At 67.1% G+C, this 14,411-nt stretch carries 16 protein-coding genes; 7 read left to right on the forward strand and 9 right to left on the reverse strand.

From position 1 onward, the window contains the following. Positions 1–35: 35 nt before the first annotated feature. On the forward strand, positions 36–1,520 hold the full coding sequence (locus tag ACVCMB_RS12260) for a RimK family protein (RefSeq protein ID WP_395120778.1): 1,485 nt from the start codon (positions 36–38) through the stop codon (positions 1,518–1,520). A gap of 4 nt (positions 1,521–1,524) precedes the next feature. On the opposite strand, the gene ACVCMB_RS12265 is transcribed toward ACVCMB_RS12260, so the two are convergent. Further along, positions 1,525–1,785 carry a hypothetical protein gene (locus tag ACVCMB_RS12265; RefSeq protein ID WP_447107073.1) on the reverse strand — a complete coding sequence of 87 codons (261 nt, stop codon included), beginning with the start codon at positions 1,783–1,785 and terminating at the stop codon, positions 1,525–1,527. A gap of 116 nt (positions 1,786–1,901) precedes the next feature. Between ACVCMB_RS12265 and aroE the strand changes: the two genes are divergently transcribed. Continuing rightward, complete coding sequence (gene aroE / locus ACVCMB_RS12270) at positions 1,902–2,732, forward strand: shikimate dehydrogenase (protein WP_447107074.1); 831 nt, start codon at positions 1,902–1,904, stop codon at positions 2,730–2,732. A 221-nt stretch (positions 2,733–2,953) separates the two neighbouring features. After that, positions 2,954–3,397 (forward strand): energy transducer TonB, encoded by a 444-nt coding sequence (locus tag ACVCMB_RS12275; protein WP_447107075.1) that lies wholly within the window; start codon positions 2,954–2,956, stop codon positions 3,395–3,397. 7 nt (positions 3,398–3,404) lie between these two features. Here ACVCMB_RS12275 and ACVCMB_RS12280 read toward each other — a convergent pair whose 3' ends face one another. Together ACVCMB_RS12280 and ACVCMB_RS12285 are read right to left on the reverse strand one after the other, a co-directional pair. Beyond that, a complete protein-coding gene (locus ACVCMB_RS12280; RefSeq protein WP_447107076.1) occupies positions 3,405–3,734 on the reverse strand; it encodes a low molecular weight protein tyrosine phosphatase family protein in 330 nt (109 codons plus the stop codon). Then, on the reverse strand, positions 3,734–4,267 hold the full coding sequence (locus ACVCMB_RS12285; protein ID WP_447107077.1) for a gamma carbonic anhydrase family protein: 534 nt from the start codon (positions 4,265–4,267) through the stop codon (positions 3,734–3,736). Before ACVCMB_RS12285 ends, ACVCMB_RS12280 begins: the two co-directional genes overlap by 1 nt. Before the next feature lie 93 nt (positions 4,268–4,360). Here ACVCMB_RS12285 and ACVCMB_RS12290 point away from each other — a divergent pair, with 93 nt between their 5' ends. Continuing rightward, a complete protein-coding gene (locus ACVCMB_RS12290; RefSeq protein ID WP_447107078.1) occupies positions 4,361–6,418 on the forward strand; it encodes a M3 family metallopeptidase in 2,058 nt (685 codons plus the stop codon). 158 nt (positions 6,419–6,576) lie between these two features. Here ACVCMB_RS12290 and ACVCMB_RS12295 read toward each other — a convergent pair whose 3' ends face one another. The 6 genes from ACVCMB_RS12295 to ACVCMB_RS12320 all read right to left on the reverse strand — a co-directional run bounded on the left by ACVCMB_RS12295 (position 6,577) and on the right by ACVCMB_RS12320 (position 11,810). Beyond that, positions 6,577–7,131 (reverse strand): hypothetical protein, encoded by a 555-nt coding sequence (locus ACVCMB_RS12295; RefSeq protein WP_447107079.1) that lies wholly within the window; start codon positions 7,129–7,131, stop codon positions 6,577–6,579. 48 nt (positions 7,132–7,179) lie between these two features. After that, entirely contained in the window at positions 7,180–9,735 is a 2,556-nt protein-coding gene (locus ACVCMB_RS12300) for an XVIPCD domain-containing protein (protein WP_395120785.1), read from the reverse strand. Then, complete coding sequence (locus tag ACVCMB_RS12305; protein WP_395120786.1) at positions 9,732–10,169, reverse strand: hypothetical protein; 438 nt, start codon at positions 10,167–10,169, stop codon at positions 9,732–9,734. Before ACVCMB_RS12305 ends, ACVCMB_RS12300 begins: the two co-directional genes overlap by 4 nt. Positions 10,170–10,369: 200 nt before the next feature. After that, positions 10,370–10,597 (reverse strand): hypothetical protein, encoded by a 228-nt coding sequence (locus ACVCMB_RS12310; protein ID WP_395120787.1) that lies wholly within the window; start codon positions 10,595–10,597, stop codon positions 10,370–10,372. After that, positions 10,594–11,031: a hypothetical protein gene (locus ACVCMB_RS12315; protein ID WP_395120788.1), complete on the reverse strand. Its 438-nt coding sequence runs from the start codon at positions 11,029–11,031 to the stop codon at positions 10,594–10,596. Before ACVCMB_RS12315 ends, ACVCMB_RS12310 begins: the two co-directional genes overlap by 4 nt. A 569-nt stretch (positions 11,032–11,600) precedes the next feature. Beyond that, entirely contained in the window at positions 11,601–11,810 is a 210-nt protein-coding gene (locus ACVCMB_RS12320; RefSeq protein WP_008438719.1) for a cold-shock protein, read from the reverse strand. Between the two features lie 217 nt (positions 11,811–12,027). Here ACVCMB_RS12320 and xth point away from each other — a divergent pair, with 217 nt between their 5' ends. From xth to ACVCMB_RS12335, 3 genes are all read left to right on the forward strand, one after another. Beyond that, positions 12,028–12,795 (forward strand): exodeoxyribonuclease III, encoded by a 768-nt coding sequence (gene xth, locus ACVCMB_RS12325; protein ID WP_395120789.1) that lies wholly within the window; start codon positions 12,028–12,030, stop codon positions 12,793–12,795. A gap of 5 nt (positions 12,796–12,800) precedes the next feature. Next, positions 12,801–13,478, forward strand: a complete 678-nt coding sequence (locus ACVCMB_RS12330) for a YecA/YgfB family protein (RefSeq protein ID WP_395120790.1) — start codon at positions 12,801–12,803, stop codon at positions 13,476–13,478. Between the two features lie 87 nt (positions 13,479–13,565). Next, complete coding sequence (locus ACVCMB_RS12335; protein ID WP_395120791.1) at positions 13,566–14,312, forward strand: DUF4336 domain-containing protein; 747 nt, start codon at positions 13,566–13,568, stop codon at positions 14,310–14,312. The last annotated feature ends 99 nt before the right edge of the window (positions 14,313–14,411 follow it).

The following is a 14,411-nucleotide window of genomic DNA, read 5'->3' on the forward strand; positions in this document are numbered from 1 at the left end:
CCGGCCGCGCATGCCACTTGGGATCGAGAGGTGTCATGGCCCGCCTGGTCGTCGTTGTCGAGAAAGCCTCCGACTGGAGCTCGTATTACCCCTCCGTTGATGTGATGAGCGCAATGGATTATCTGCGCACGCCGGTCGGTGCCGACGACGAACGCACCCACGTGATCAACCTGTGCCGCAGCTACAAGTACCTGGGCACCGGCTACTACGTGTCGTTGCTGGCCGAGGCGCGCGGGCACAAGGTGATGCCGTCGGTGCGCACGGTGAACGACCTGCGCCGGCGCTCGCTGTACGGCCTGGACATCGACGACCTCAACCAGAAGCTCACCCACTTCCTGCCTGCCGGCGGGCGCGACACCACCGACTTCGGCATCCTGGTGTACTTCGGCGAGACCGCCTACCCGGCGCTGCAGGACCTGGCCCGGCAGGTGTTCGAGATGTTCCCCTGCCCGCTGCTGCGCATCGAGTTCGAGCGCGACCGCGTGTGGCAGGTCAGCTCGATCAAGCCGGTCGGCCTGCATTCGCTGGACGACGCGCAGGAGGACGCCTTCGCCGAGGAACTGGACCGCTTCTCGCGCAAGCTGTGGCGCAAGCCGCGCGCGCGCAAGCAGTTCCGCTACGACCTGGCCATGCTGGTCGACCCGGCCGAGCAGATGCCGCCGTCGAACAAGCGCGCGCTGAAGGCATTCATCGGCGCCGGCAAGGAGCTCGGCATCGAGGTCGACCCGATCGGCAAGAACGACTACCAGCGGCTGGCCGAGTACGACGGCCTGTTCATCCGCGAAACCACTGCCAGCGACAACCACACCTACCGCTTCGCCCACCGCGCCGAGAAGGAAGGCATGGTGGTGGTCGACGACCCCAGCTCGATCCTGCGTTGCACCAACAAGATCTACCTCAACGACCTGATGGTCTCGCGCAAACTGGCGGTGCCGCGCACGGAGATCCTCTATCGCGACGACAGCAAGGGCATGAAGGAAGTCGTCGAGCGGCTCGGGTTCCCGCTGGTGCTGAAGATCCCGGACGGCTCGTTCTCGCGCGGCGTGGTCAAGGTCGAGGACGAGCAAGAGCTGGCGCACGCGGCCAGTGGCCTGTTCCAGCACAGCGCATTGCTGCTGGCGCAGGAATACGTCTACACCGAGTTCGACTGGCGCATCGGCGTGTTCAACCGCGAGGCGATCTACGCCTGCAAGTACTACATGTCGCGCGGCCACTGGCAGATCTACAACCACGGCGCCACCGGCACGGCAAAGTCCGGCGGGTTCGAGACCATCGCGTTGAAGGACGCCCCGGTGGCCGTGGTCAAGCTGGCGCTGAAGGCGACCCAGCCGGTCGGCGACGGACTCTACGGCGTCGACCTCAAGCAGGTCGGCAACCGCCCGGTGGTGATCGAGGTGAACGACAACCCCTCGATCGACGCCGGCGTGGAAGATGCCTATCTCGGCGACGAACTGTACCTGCGCGTGATGCGCGAATTCCTGCGCCGGATGGAACGCAAGCGCCAGGGCGGCGCCGTCTGAGCCATCAGCGCCAGGCCGCGCCGTGAACGGTGTGGACGACACGCAGACGCCGCCGCGCCAGCCAGCGGCGCGGCAGCCCCGGTTCCAGCGCCAGCAGCACCAGCAAGGGCGCGACCAGCAGCCAGAACGCGGGCGTCCAGCCCAGGAGCGCGGTGTGCGCCGGCACCAGGGTGCTCAGCAGCAAGACGCCACCTCCGAGCAGCCAGGTGCTGGCGGCGGCAAACAGGCGTGGATGATGCGGTGAAAGCGGGCTCGACGTGCGCATGGGGCATCTCCCGTGAAAGTGCCGCCAGCGTGCCTGCCGCTCATCTCACCGCCTGCGACCCTGCACGCCGAGGGGTGGCTTGTAGACTGGCAGCCAGTACTCCTCAGGGAACCCCCATGCAGCCCGCCCAGTTTGCCGTGTTCGGTCACCCGATCAGCCACAGCCTGTCGCCGGCGATCCACCAGGCGTTCGCGCAGCAGTGCGGCATCGAGCTGGCATACCGCGCGATCGACGTGCCGCCGGCCGACTTCGCCGATGCGGTGCGGCGCTTCTTCGCCGATGGCGGCCGCGGCGCCAACGTCACCTTGCCGCACAAGGCGGCCGCGTTCGCGCTGGCCGACCAGCACAGCGTGGCAGCCACGCGGGCCGGCACGGCCAACGTGCTGACCCGGCTGGGGGACGGCCGTCTGGCGGCACACAACACCGACGGCGACGGCATGGTGCGCGATCTGGCCGAACGCCACGAGATCGACCTGCGCGGCCATGACACCTTGCTGCTCGGTGCCGGCGGCGCGGCGCGCGGGGTGGCCTGGCCGCTGCTCGATGCCGGCGTGCGATCGCTGACCATCGTCAACCGTTCGCCGGCGGCGGCCGACGCGCTGGCCGACGCCATTGGCGAGCCGGCGCGGGTGCGTACCCGCTACTGGGACGACCTGGCCACCATCGGCAGTTTCGACCTGATCGTCAACGCCACCTCGGCCGGCGTGCTCGGCGCGGCGCTGCAACTGCCGTTTGCCCTGCTCGGCAGCCGCGCAGTGTGCTACGACCTGTCCTACGGCCAGGCCGCCGCCGGTTTCATCGGCTGGGCCCGCGCGGCCGGCGCGCGCTACGCCTGCGACGGCCTGGGCATGCTGGTGGAAACCGCGGCCGACGCCTTCGCGCTGTGGCACGGCCAGCGACCGGACACCGAGCCGGTGTACCAGACCTTGCGGCGGCAAACGGCCTGAGCGCACCGGTCGCCGCCGCGCCACACGACTGAAACAATGCGCGGGCAGGATGGCGCGACCCGCCGGGAGCGCGCCGATGATGACGACTCCAGCGCGCGGCCATCGTTTGCGCAGCAGGTGTCATGTCCCGCTTTCTTTCCACCGTATCGCATCGATACGCGCTTGCCGTCGTCTTGCTGCTGGTGTTGGGCGGAGCCGCTGCGACCTTCCGGCGGGGCCCGGTGGCGGCACCTTCGCCCGCTGGAACGACCGCTGTCGAAGCGGCCGGGACACCGCTCGACGATGCGCAGAGCGGCCGCGCCATCCTGCTCGGGCTGGCGCGCGACGCCATGCGCGACGGCCGCCTGATCGCGCCGGCCGGCAGCAACGCGTTCGAGTTCTACCTCAGCGTGCTGCAGCTGGAGCCGCACGACCGCACCGCGCACGAGGCGTTGCGGGAATCCTTCGGCCGCGCCTCGGAGGAGATCGAGCGCACCATCAACCGCAACGAACTGGAGGAGGCGCGCCGCGAGATCGATCTGCTGCGCGAATTCGACAGCAACAACTTCACGCTGTCCCTGCTCGGCGGCAAACTGTCCGCCGCGCGCAACATCCTGACCCGGCAGCACGAGGCCGAAGCCGAGCGCATCCGCCAGGCGAACGCCATGCGCGGCGCGGCGATGTGAGGTCGGCTCAGCGCAGCAGCGGCCCGGCCTTCCGCAGCAGCGCCGCGATCAGTTCCGCCTGCATGAAGGCGTAGCGGTCGGGAATGTCCAGGCAGACGATCTTCTTGCCCTTGAGCCGGGCGCGATGGCGCGCCTGCAGGCGCCGGCGATGGCTGCTCTCCATCACCACGATCCATTCGGCCCGGTCCAGCTGGTCCGTGCTCAGCACCACGTCGGCGTCGTCGGCGAGGCCGGCCGAATCCACCTCGAGGTTCGGCCATGCGCCGAACACCCGCTCGGCAGTCGGGCTGCGCCGGCGGTTGCGGCTGCACAGGAACAGCACGCGACGGATGGCCATCAGGCCTCCGCCAGGTAGACGTCCTTCAGCCGCACATAATGCCCGGCCGAATAGCGCAACTGCTCGATCTCGCGCTCGCCCAGCACGCGCACGCATTTCGCCGGGTTGCCCAGCCACAGCTCGCCCTCGCCGACCACCTTGCCTGGCGGCACCAGTGCGCCGGCGCCGACGAAGCCGTGGCGCATCACCACCGCGCCGTCGAGCACGCTGGCGTGCATGCCGATCAGGCAGTAGTCGCCGATCGTGCAGGCGTGCACCACCGCACGATGGCCGATGGTGACGCCCTCGCCGATCAGGCACGGGTAACCCGGTCCGTACGGGCCGGCGTGGGCGACGTGCACGACCGCGCCGTCCTGGATGCTGGTCTTGGCGCCGACGCGGATGGCGTTGACATCGCCGCGCAGCACCGTGCCGGGCCAGATCGAGACGTCGTCGCCGAGCACCACGTCGCCGATCACCGTGGCGGCGGGGTCGACGTAGACGCGTTGGCCGAGCGTGGGCGCGATGCCCTTGAAGCTGCGCAGGGAATTCATCGGCGCATTCTAGCGGCGCGCGGTGCCTCGTCACGCGGCCGCGCTTGATTTCGCCCGGCGCGATCGCCACGCTGGCGGCTCAAAGGAGACCGCATGAGCCCCGACAATCCGCTGCTGGCCGACGACACCCTGCCGGCGTTTTCGCAGATTCGCCCCGAGCACGTCCAACCGGCGATCGACGCGATCCTGGCCGACTACCGCGCCGCCATCGACGCGCTGGTCGCCCCCGGCGCGCCGCGCGACTTCAACCACGTGATGCTGACCCAGGAACGGCTGGAGCAGCGCCTGGCGCGGGCCTGGGCACCGGTGTCGCATCTGCAGGCGGTGGCCGACAGCGAAGCGCTGCGCGCGGTCTACGGCCCGGCCGAGGAAAAACTCACTGAGCACGCGATCGAGCTGGGCCAGAACCGCGCGCTGTACGCGGCGGTGCAGACGCTGGCCGATGCGGCGGATTTCGCCGCCTTGCCGCGGCCGGAGCGCGCGCTGGTCGAACATGCCCTGCGCGACTTCAGGCTGTCCGGCGTGGCACTGGCCGAGCCGGCGCGTTCGCGCTTCCGCGAGATCGGGGTGGAGCTGTCGCGGCTCTCCACCGAGTTCTCCCATGCCGTGCTCGATGCCAGCGAGGCATGGCACGAACACGTCACCGACGAGCGCGACCTCGCCGGCGTCCCTGCCTCCGGCCTCGCCGTGCTGCGCCAGTATGCGCAGGATCAGGATCTGGACGGCTACCTGGTCACGCTCAAGCAGCCCAGCGTGCAGGCCGTGCTGAACTACGCCGACCACCGCGGCCTGCGCGAGCGGGTGTACTGGGCCTACCAGACCCGCGCTTCGGACCAGGGTCCGGATGCGGGCAAGTTCGACAACAGCGAGCGCATCGAGAAGATCATGGCCCTGCGCCACGAAGCTGCGCGCCTGCTCGGCTTCGCCAATGCGGCGGAGGAGTCGCTGGCCACCAAGATGGCCGCCTCGCCGGCCGAGGTGCTGGAGTTCCTGCACGACCTGGCCGCCCGCGCCAAGCCCGTCGCGCAGCGCGAACTGGCCACCCTTCGCGAGTTCGCCCGCGCCGAACTGAAGCTCGACACGCTCGAACCGTGGGATGTCGCCTACGCGTCGGAGAAACTGCGCCAGCGCGAGTACGCACTGGACGAGGAGCAGCTCAAGCCGTACTTCCCGCTGCCGGCGGTGATCGACGGCCTGTTCGGCCTCGCCGGAAAACTCTACGGCATCACTCTCGCCGCCCGCGACGACGTCGACGTGTGGCACCCGCAGGTGCGCTACTACGACGTGCGCGATGCCGCCGGCAAGGTGTTCGCCGGCGCCTACGTCGATCTCTACGCGCGCAACGGCAAGCGCGGCGGCGCCTGGATGGACGTCTGCCGCGCCCGCTTCGACGACGGCGGCCAGGAGCAACGGCCGGTGGCCTTCCTCACCTGCAACTTCGCGCCGCCCACCGAGGGCAAGCCGGCCCTGCTCACCCACGACGACGTGCTGACCCTGTTCCACGAGTTCGGCCACGGCCTGCACCATTTGCTCACCGGCATCGCGCTGCCCTCGATCGGCGGCATCGACGGCGTGGAATGGGACGCGGTGGAACTGCCCAGCCAGTTCATGGAGAACTTCGGCTGGAATCGCCAGGCGCTGGACCTGTTCGCGCGCCACTGGCAGACCGGCGAGCGGCTGCCGGACGAGCTGTTCGAGCGCATGCTGGCCGCGCGGCATTTCCACGCCGGCCTGTTCCTGGTGCGCCAGCTGGAGTTTGCGTTGTTCGATTTTCTGCTGCACCTGGAGTACGAGCCGTCCCGCGGCGCCCGCGCGCTGGCGGTGCTGGAGCAGGTGCGCAAGCAGGTGGCGGTGCTGCATCCGCCGGCATGGCAGCGCTTTCCGCACGGCTTCAGCCACATCTTCGCCGGCGGCTACGCGGCCGGTTACTACAGCTACCTGTGGGCTGAACTGCTGTCGGCCGATGCGTTCGGCGCCTTCGAGGAGGCTGCCGGACAGGGCGGCAGCGTGATCGACCCGGTCACCGGCGACTGCTTCCGCCGCGAGTTCCTCGCCGTCGGCGCCAGCCGCCCGGCGCTGGAGAGCTTCATCGCCTTCCGCGGCCGCAAGCCCGAGCCGGAGGCGCTGCTGCGCAGCTACGGCCTGGCGTGAGCCGACGAAAGCATCGTCGGCAACCGATGGCGTCAGGAGTCACGCATGTCGACCGCAGCATGGATGCCGGATCGCGCTGCCCCGGCTGGTGTGCGCGGAGAGCCAGCGCGATCCGATCTTGGTCTGCCCGGCGGTGGCCCCTGCCAGCGCCGGTACCCTCAAGGCCGCGGCGCCACCACGCGGTACTGTTTCCGCTCGCCGTAGCGTGGCGAGTTGTGCTCCACGCGGGCGCAAAGCCTGCCATCGCCACACGGCACCACGTCGGCATGGTTGACCGCCTCCAGATACGTCACCTGCGCCCGGAGCCGGGCATAGCGTGCCTGATAGAAGCCGTAGAGACTTTCGTACGTGGCGGCCAGGCTGATCAGGCTCAGCGCCAGCACGGCGCCCAGGCCCCAGCGCATCCATCGGCGCTGCGAAGCCATCTCGGCCTGCACCGAGGCAAGCGCGCGGGTGGCCTGCTCGGCCTCGGCCGCAGCCACCTGCACGCGCTGCCGGTAGTGCTCGGCGGGCGCACCCAAACCCTCGCGTACCGCCACGCCGGCCTGGCCCGACAAGGTCTGCAGTACGCCATCGACCTTGTCCTGCAGCATGGCCGGCAGGTGTTGCAGCAGCTCCCCCTGCTGCGCCTCGATGCGCTGGCAACGCTGTTCGAAGCGGCTGATCACGACACTCAAGGTGGCGGCCAGCGCCGTCAGCTCGTCCTCTTCCATGGGGTAATTCCTGTGGTTTGATCCCTTGCCGTTGTCCGTCGCGGCGCTTCAGCGGCCCATCGACTGGCCCTGCTGTTGGGGCTGGGCCAACTGTTGCATGACCTGGTCCCGCTGCACCTGTGGTCGGGCGGTCACCTGCTCCATTTGCTGGTAAGACTGCGCCGGCGGCGTCTGCATGGCCTGTTGCACGTCGATCATGCTGGGCGGCGCCAGCACGTTGTCCAGTGGGCCGCGGTGGCCCTGGCTGGCCAGGATGCCTTGTTGGTCGGCGCCGAACTCCAGTCGATCCACGCGGGGCATGCCACGTTCCCGCGCATGCAGGGCCACGGCCGCGGTCAACGGATCGATCCGGGCGCCGGAGGGGTAGATGCCGGCACGGGCATGCAAGTCGATGAGCTGCTTGCGGATGCTCTGGTTGAGGGAGTGATCGGGGTGACCCCACTCGCGTGGGTCGCGTGGCGACGGCGGGCCGGCCAGGGCGTTCTCGTGTGCCAGCCGCGCCTGGCCCTGCGCGAAGAACGCGCGGCCCGCGGCGGAATGGGCAAACGGCTCGATTTCCTTGCGCAGCACGGTCGGATCGGGGTTGTCCAGCGCCTCGATCATCCGGTTCATCCTGTGCAACGCCTCGCGCACGGCCGGTGAGAATGTCTTGTTGATCACCGCGTTGGCATCGGCCGGTTTGGCCGATGCCGTCGGTACTGCGGCATGCGCAGGCGATTGCCGTTCCTGTGCGGCAGCCAGCGATGCCCGCTGCGCTTGCAAGGTGGCATCCAGCTCCTGACGCACCGGGCCGTCGGCCAGGTTCCGGCCAAACAGCCGCCCCGGGGTGCTCCACTGGCCGGCGTCGTCGCGGGTGTAGGCATGTCCGTCGGAGGCACGCAAGGTGGTCGCCGGGGTATCCCGCGCCTCGGCGATGGCCTGCGGCACCGGCCCGAACTGCTGCCAGCCGCTGCGCTCGTAGACGGCCTGATAACGCTGCGCGATCGCGTGCCTGGACTGCGCCAGGTTGGCGACGATGGTCTGCGCGGCAGCCTGGTCGAGCTGCGCCGCACGGGTCGAGCTGGCGACCTCGTCATGCGAGCGGGTCAGGCCGTGTTCGAGGATTTGATCGGTGACGTGGCGCGACCACGCGCGCGTTTGCGCATCGCGGATCCACGGCGCATCCTGACCGACGCTGGGCGTGTCGTGCGGACTCGCCGGCTGGCGGAACGGATCGCGCGGCGTCGGCGCATAGTCCAGCGACAGTTCCACCGCCCTGTTCGATGCCTGATACGTCAGCCGTTGCGCCAGCGCCGGATCGGCGTGGACAGTGCGCGCGGGTTGACCGGACAAGCCGTCCATCCCGTATACGGCGGCGCGCGGTGCTGGCTCGCCCGTGGCCACTTCCCGCGTCCAGCCCCGCCCGGGCTGGTCCGGGTCCAAGTGCCAGGTCATCCCCTGCGGATCGGTCTGGTTGTAAATGGCGTGCTGATCGTAGGCATCGGCCAGCTTGCTGCCGCCGATCGCGCCACCGATCGCACCGGCCGTGCCGATCAGCAAGTCGAACGGTCCGGTTTCCGAACCGGCCATGCCGAGCACCTGTGCGCCCAGCATCGCGCCACCGAATGCGCCCAGATTGCGGCCCGCGAAGTGCATCGCTTCGGACTGGGCGCCGGTGAGGTTGCCTTGCTGGCGCAGGCCGGAAACACGCGAGCCGGTGGTAGTGGCGTCGTAGACCACAGCGGCGGCGGGCACGATGCCAGCGCTTCGCATCAAACCGGGTGACAGGCCGCGCGCGCCTGCTTCGGCCATGGCGATGGGTTCCGCGGAGACAATTGTCGCGGCGGGTGCCGGAGGCGCCAGCGGAGCTCGCACAAAGCCGGCGTCGCTCAACGCCGCCGCCCCGACGAATCGGGAACCGTCCAGACGCAGCGTCGTGGCTGCCTCGCGCGAAACCGCCACTTGGGTAACCTCTCCGGCGGGGCCGTCGGGCAACGCGAAAATGCCCTTCTTTGCGGCATCGACAAAAGGGGTCTGCAATTCGGTGACCACCGCCTTCATGCCATCACGCGCGTTCAGCGCCTGCCATGACGACAAGGGTCGACCGGCCAGGCTGCTGGCTTGATCGACATGAAGAATCACGGGTATTTCGGCCTGACCAAGCACCCGCTCGACATTCGCCGCCGAGGCGACCACCACGACATGACCACGCACCGAGCCGGCAAATTCAGCCGAAGCTTCGCCCCACAGGCTGTTTTTCACCGAGAATGGGGAGTCGGGCGGGGCTTTGCCGTTGCCGTAGAGGAAGTCCCAGCTGGATTTTTCTACTTGATCAAGGGGGATGCCTTGTTCTTTGAGAATTCGCTGCGTCGAATCAGCAATGGCATCGTATACGCGCTTGCTGCCAAGAAACTGGGCGCGTGGCGTGTCATTGATGATGGACAGCCCGGTCTTGTGTGCCAGCTCCTTGGCGATGACTTCCGACCGCACCTCGCCCACCTTGCCACTGTAGAGAATGGCGCCTTCGCTCCGGGCTTGAACCGGGAATGCCTTGGCAACAGCACGAATATCATCGAGCGATTGCGCGGCCTTGATCTGATCGATCTGGCGGGAATAGTCCGTCATGACACGGCCTCCTGCCTGAGATTCGTCCACGCGTCGCGGAAGATGATTTTTCCCATGAAGTGCGACTTTGCGGTCTCCATAAGAAGCAAAGGCCTTTCTTCAAACGTATGGCCTGCTCGGATAAGCCGCACGATTAGTGAGCGAATAATATCCAACTCGCCTTCGGTATAGGCACCACGGGCCCTGGGATGGGGGTTACCTACGTTTTCCTCCATGCCATAACCGAAAGAGACGACTTCGATGTTGTAGTCGTTGTCGTTGGGAAGAAATGCGTGCGCAATTTCGCCGTAGATGACCCGGCCTTGGAATTCCAAGGCATATACCTCATGCCTACACTCGTCGCCGCCGCGAATACCACCCACAAATCGCGCCCTGCCCTCCGAAAACTGCTGCCAACCGAAGGGCTCTTCGTAATCCTTCACGTCCTTGCTCATCACCGTTCCCTCATGTCGTGATCTGATGGTGCATTGGTCGCTGAACGATGCATCAGCGATGCCGTGTAAATCCCTTCCACCACGAGTTTACGAAACACCGGTCGAGTTCGCACACCGAGCTTCGAGCCTCTGTTGTGCCTGCAATCCATCGTTGGCTACCCGTGGGTTGCCTGTCCGAATCGGGCGGCGTTGGCGATAAATCAAGTGCCCAGAAGCCTGGCTCGCGGCGTGTCGTTGATGATCGACAACTCAGTTTTGTGTGCCAGCTCCTTGGCGATGACTTCCGAACGTACCTCGCCCACCTTGCCGCTGTAGAGGATGGCGCCTTCGCCTTGGGCCTGGACGGGATTGGTGTTGGCAACTGCGCGGATCTCGTCGAGCGATTGCGCGGCCTTGATCCGCTCGATCTGGCGAGAGTAGTCCGTCATGACACGGTCTCCTGCCGGAGGTTCGTCCACCCTTCGCGGAAGACGATCTTGCCCTGAAAGTGGGCATCGGGATATTCCACCAAGAGGACGGGTTTATCGTCAAAATGCTGACCTGCCCGAATCAACTGCACGATCAACGAGCGAACAGTCTCCAACTCCGCTCTGGTATAAGCACCACGCGACGTTGGTTCGGGAATCCCCACGTTCTCCTCCATGCCATAGCCGAAGGAGACCACTTCGATGTTGTAGTCGTTGTGATTGGCGAGGAAAGTGCGCGCAATTTCCCCATAGACGACCCGGCCTTGCAGTTCCACGGCATAAACGTAATGACCGCGTTCGTCCCAACCGCGGATACCCCCCACAAACCTCGCCCTCCCCTCCGGAAACTGCTGCCATTCAAAGGTCTTTTCGTAATAGGCCATGTCCTTGCTCATCACTGTTCCCTTGTGTCGTGATCTGATTCAAGCGCGCTGCGAGTGACCGGCGCGTCGCCGATGCCGTACGGTGATCCTTCACCACCGATTCCAGGCAATCGGAGTCTACGCAATCGCAGTTGAATCCGTACACCGAGCATCGAGCGCCTACGCTGCCTGCGGCAGGTTGTTTGCTCCCGCGGGCTGCAGGTTCGGATCGCGCGGCGTCGGCGCATAGTCCAGCGACAGTTCCACTGCGTGTACCACGCGTGATACGTCAGCCGCTGCGCCAGCGCCGGAGCGGCGGTGACCGTGCGCATCGGCTGACCGGACAAGCCGTACGGGCCGTAGACAGCGGCGTGGGGTTGCCAGCTGATCCGCGTCGGCCTCCCGGGCTCAGCTGTGCCCGCGTTCGTTCCGCTCGAAGCGGCGATTCATCGGTTGCTCATCGACCGCTTCCATCCGGCACCGTACCGGCACCGACCGAAGCAGGCGGCGGTCGAAATCCATCGACGCCGGTGCCGGCGAAAAGCCGCCCGAAAAAAAGCCCGCCGAAGCGGGCTTTCCTTCAGGAGCTGAGTTTGTGCGACTCAGGCAGCCTGGACTTCCTCGGCCTGCAGGCCCTTCTGGCCCTTGGTGACGATGAACGTGACGCGCTGACCTTCCTGCAGGGACTTGAAGCCCGTGCCCTGGATCGCGCGGAAATGCACGAACAGGTCATCACCGCTTTCCGGCGTGATGAAGCCAAAACCCTTGGCGTCGTTGAACCACTTGACTGTACCGCTCTGACGATCCGACATGTAACGTTACCTTTGAAGCATGGATGATTTGCGGCTCGGAGCGATTGCACTTGACCGCAAGATGGGCAAGTGAACCGGGTGCTCCGGACGGCTTGCCCGCGCAGCATACACTGGAAATCGCGATTTCGGTGGCTTTCCTGCACCGAAGTATTGCGATCGGCGCGAACCGTTCAGCCGGCCCGCCGGACCGATCGGGGCAATCCTTTACAATATCCCGATGAAAATCGCCTCCTGGAACGTCAACTCGCTGAAGGTGCGCCTGCCGCATCTGGGCCAGTGGCTGGCCGACGCACAGCCGGACATCGTGGCGCTGCAGGAAACCAAGCTGGAGGACGCGAAGTTCCCGGTCGACGAGCTGGCCGCCGCCGGCTACCGGGCCGTGTATTCGGGCCAGAAGACCTACAACGGCGTGGCGATCCTGGCCCGTGAGGCGCCGGTCGACGTGATTACCGACATCCCCGGCCTGGACGACCCGCAGCGGCGCATCCTCGCCGCGACCATCGGCCCGCTGCGCGTGGTCGACCTGTACGTGGTCAACGGCAAGGCGGTCGGCGACGAGAAATACGCCTACAAGCTGGACTGGATGGCCAGGGTGCGCGAGTTCCTGGCGCGCGAGCACGAGCGCCACCCGAACCTGGTGGTGCTGGGCGATTTCAACATCTGCCCCGACGATCGCGACGTCTACGACCCGGTGGCCTGGGGCAAGGACATCCTGTGCTCGCCGCCCGAGCGCGAGGCACTCAAGGCGATCACCGACCTGGGCCTGCACGACAGCTTCCGGCTGTTCGAGTCCGAGCCCGGGCACTACAGCTGGTGGGATTACCGGCAGGCGGCGTTTCGCCGCAACATGGGCCTGCGTATCGACCTGATCCTGATCGGCGACGCCCTGAAACCGGCCGCCAGGGCGGCGGGGATCGACCGGGAACCGCGGCGCTGGGAGCGCCCGTCCGACCATACCCCGGTAACGCTGGAACTGGACATCTGACCGAAATGACTGCAAAGAACGAATGGCCCAGCTCGCTGGACGACCACGAACTGGACGAACTGGACCGCTACCTGCGCGCGCATACCGGCGAGGGCGACCTGCTGCTCGATGGCGTGCACGGCCTGCTCTCGGCGCTGGCGGTCGGCCCGCTGCTGGTGCTGCCCGAGGAATGGCTGCGCGAGGTGCTGCACGAGCCGTTCGAGGACGAGGACGAAGGCAATCGCGTGCTGGCCCTGCTGGCCAAGCTCAACGATTCGATCAGCGCCGAGCTCGACGTGGATGCCTACGAGCCGATCCTGGGCGAAGTCGAATCCGAGGCCGGTCCGATGCTGTCGGCCGCCGGCTGGTGCGAGGGCTTCAGCCGCGGCATCGACCTGCGCGCCGCCCTGTGGGAAGGCCGCCTGGCCGAAGATCCCCAGCTGATGGAGCTGCTCGGCCCGGTGATGGCGTTGGCGGTGGACGAAGGCATCCTGCGCGCCGAGGCCGAGTTCGAAAAGCTCAGCGACGACGAATACGACGACTGCCTGGGCCAGGTGCCGGCGGTGCTGCAAGCCGTGAACCAGTACTGGCAGGCCAACCCCGCCACCGAGGCGGAAGTGGAAGCGATGGTGCGCCAGCACCAGCCAGCCAGCGATAGCGAGGCCGCACCGCCGCGCCAGCGCAGCGGTCACTGGGTGCATTGAGGGCCGGGAATCGGGAATCGGGATTCAGGATTCGGAGTAAACCCATCGCCCGCGAGCGGGCTGCTGCTGCATTTGGCGAGGTCATTCGTGACGGAACTCGGCTTGTACACCCCGCTCGACACGTTGAAACCGGTTGCCGCCGACATCTGGATCGTCGACGGCCCGGTGGTGGCGATGGCGGCGCTCGGCATGCGCATGCCGTTTCCCACCCGCATGACGGTGGTGCGGTTGCCCGACGGCGGGCTGTGGTGCCACTCGCCGATCGCGCCCGACGCGGCGCTGTTCGAGGCGATCGATGCGCTCGGGCCGGTGCGCCATCTGGTGTCGCCCAACCTGCTTCATTACGCCCATATCGCCGCGTGGAAGCAGCGCTACCCCCACGCCACGGCGTGGGCTTCGCCCGGGGTGCGCCAGCGTGCGGCCAGCCAGCGCATCGACGTGCATTTCGACGCCGATCTGGACGACGCGCCGCCCCCGGACTGGGCCGGCAGCATCAAGCAGATGTGCTTCCGCGGCAGCCGCGTGATGCAGGAATTCGTGTTCCTGCATGACGCCAGCGGTACGCTGATCCTCGCCGACCTGATCGAGAATTTCGAACTCGACAGGCTGCACGGCCCGATGCGCTGGCTGGCACGGCTGGGTGGCGTCCTGGACCCCGACGGCAAGGCGCCATGGGACATGCGCCTGACCTATCTGGGTCGCAAACGCCAGGCACGCGCTTGTCTGGCGCGGATGCTGGCGTGGCAGCCGCGGCGCGTGGTGCTGGCGCACGGGCGCTGGTTTCCGGACAACGCCATGGCCGAGTTGCGCCGGGCCTTTCGTTGGCTCGACTGAGCCGGTGTCGCGCCAGCGAAACGATCCGTTCCGGTGACACTGCTTGGATCGGGGCACGAATCGGACCATCTTGGCGGGCATGTCTTACCAGCCGGAGAA

Source organism: Rhodanobacter sp. UC4443_H10 (genome assembly GCF_052978325.1).

Bases quoted from the DNA above. Each gene is read 5' to 3' on its own strand.
- ACVCMB_RS12260 (WP_395120778.1), top strand. From the start codon at position 36: ATGGCCCGCCTGGTCGTCGTTGTCGAGAAAGCCTCCGACTGGAGCTCG.
- ACVCMB_RS12265 (WP_447107073.1), bottom strand. From the start codon at position 1,785: ATGCGCACGTCGAGCCCGCTTTCACCGCATCATCCACGCCTGTTTGCC.
- aroE (WP_447107074.1), top strand. From the start codon at position 1,902: ATGCAGCCCGCCCAGTTTGCCGTGTTCGGTCACCCGATCAGCCACAGC.
- ACVCMB_RS12280 (WP_447107076.1), bottom strand. From the start codon at position 3,734: ATGGCCATCCGTCGCGTGCTGTTCCTGTGCAGCCGCAACCGCCGGCGC.
- ACVCMB_RS12285 (WP_447107077.1), bottom strand. From the start codon at position 4,267: ATGAATTCCCTGCGCAGCTTCAAGGGCATCGCGCCCACGCTCGGCCAA.
- ACVCMB_RS12290 (WP_447107078.1), top strand. From the start codon at position 4,361: ATGAGCCCCGACAATCCGCTGCTGGCCGACGACACCCTGCCGGCGTTT.
- ACVCMB_RS12295 (WP_447107079.1), bottom strand. From the start codon at position 7,131: ATGGAAGAGGACGAGCTGACGGCGCTGGCCGCCACCTTGAGTGTCGTG.
- ACVCMB_RS12300 (WP_395120785.1), bottom strand. From the start codon at position 9,735: ATGACGGACTATTCCCGCCAGATCGATCAGATCAAGGCCGCGCAATCG.
- ACVCMB_RS12305 (WP_395120786.1), bottom strand. From the start codon at position 10,169: ATGAGCAAGGACGTGAAGGATTACGAAGAGCCCTTCGGTTGGCAGCAG.
- ACVCMB_RS12310 (WP_395120787.1), bottom strand. From the start codon at position 10,597: ATGACGGACTACTCTCGCCAGATCGAGCGGATCAAGGCCGCGCAATCG.
- ACVCMB_RS12315 (WP_395120788.1), bottom strand. From the start codon at position 11,031: ATGAGCAAGGACATGGCCTATTACGAAAAGACCTTTGAATGGCAGCAG.
- ACVCMB_RS12320 (WP_008438719.1), bottom strand. From the start codon at position 11,810: ATGTCGGATCGTCAGAGCGGTACAGTCAAGTGGTTCAACGACGCCAAG.
- xth (WP_395120789.1), top strand. From the start codon at position 12,028: ATGAAAATCGCCTCCTGGAACGTCAACTCGCTGAAGGTGCGCCTGCCG.
- ACVCMB_RS12330 (WP_395120790.1), top strand. From the start codon at position 12,801: ATGACTGCAAAGAACGAATGGCCCAGCTCGCTGGACGACCACGAACTG.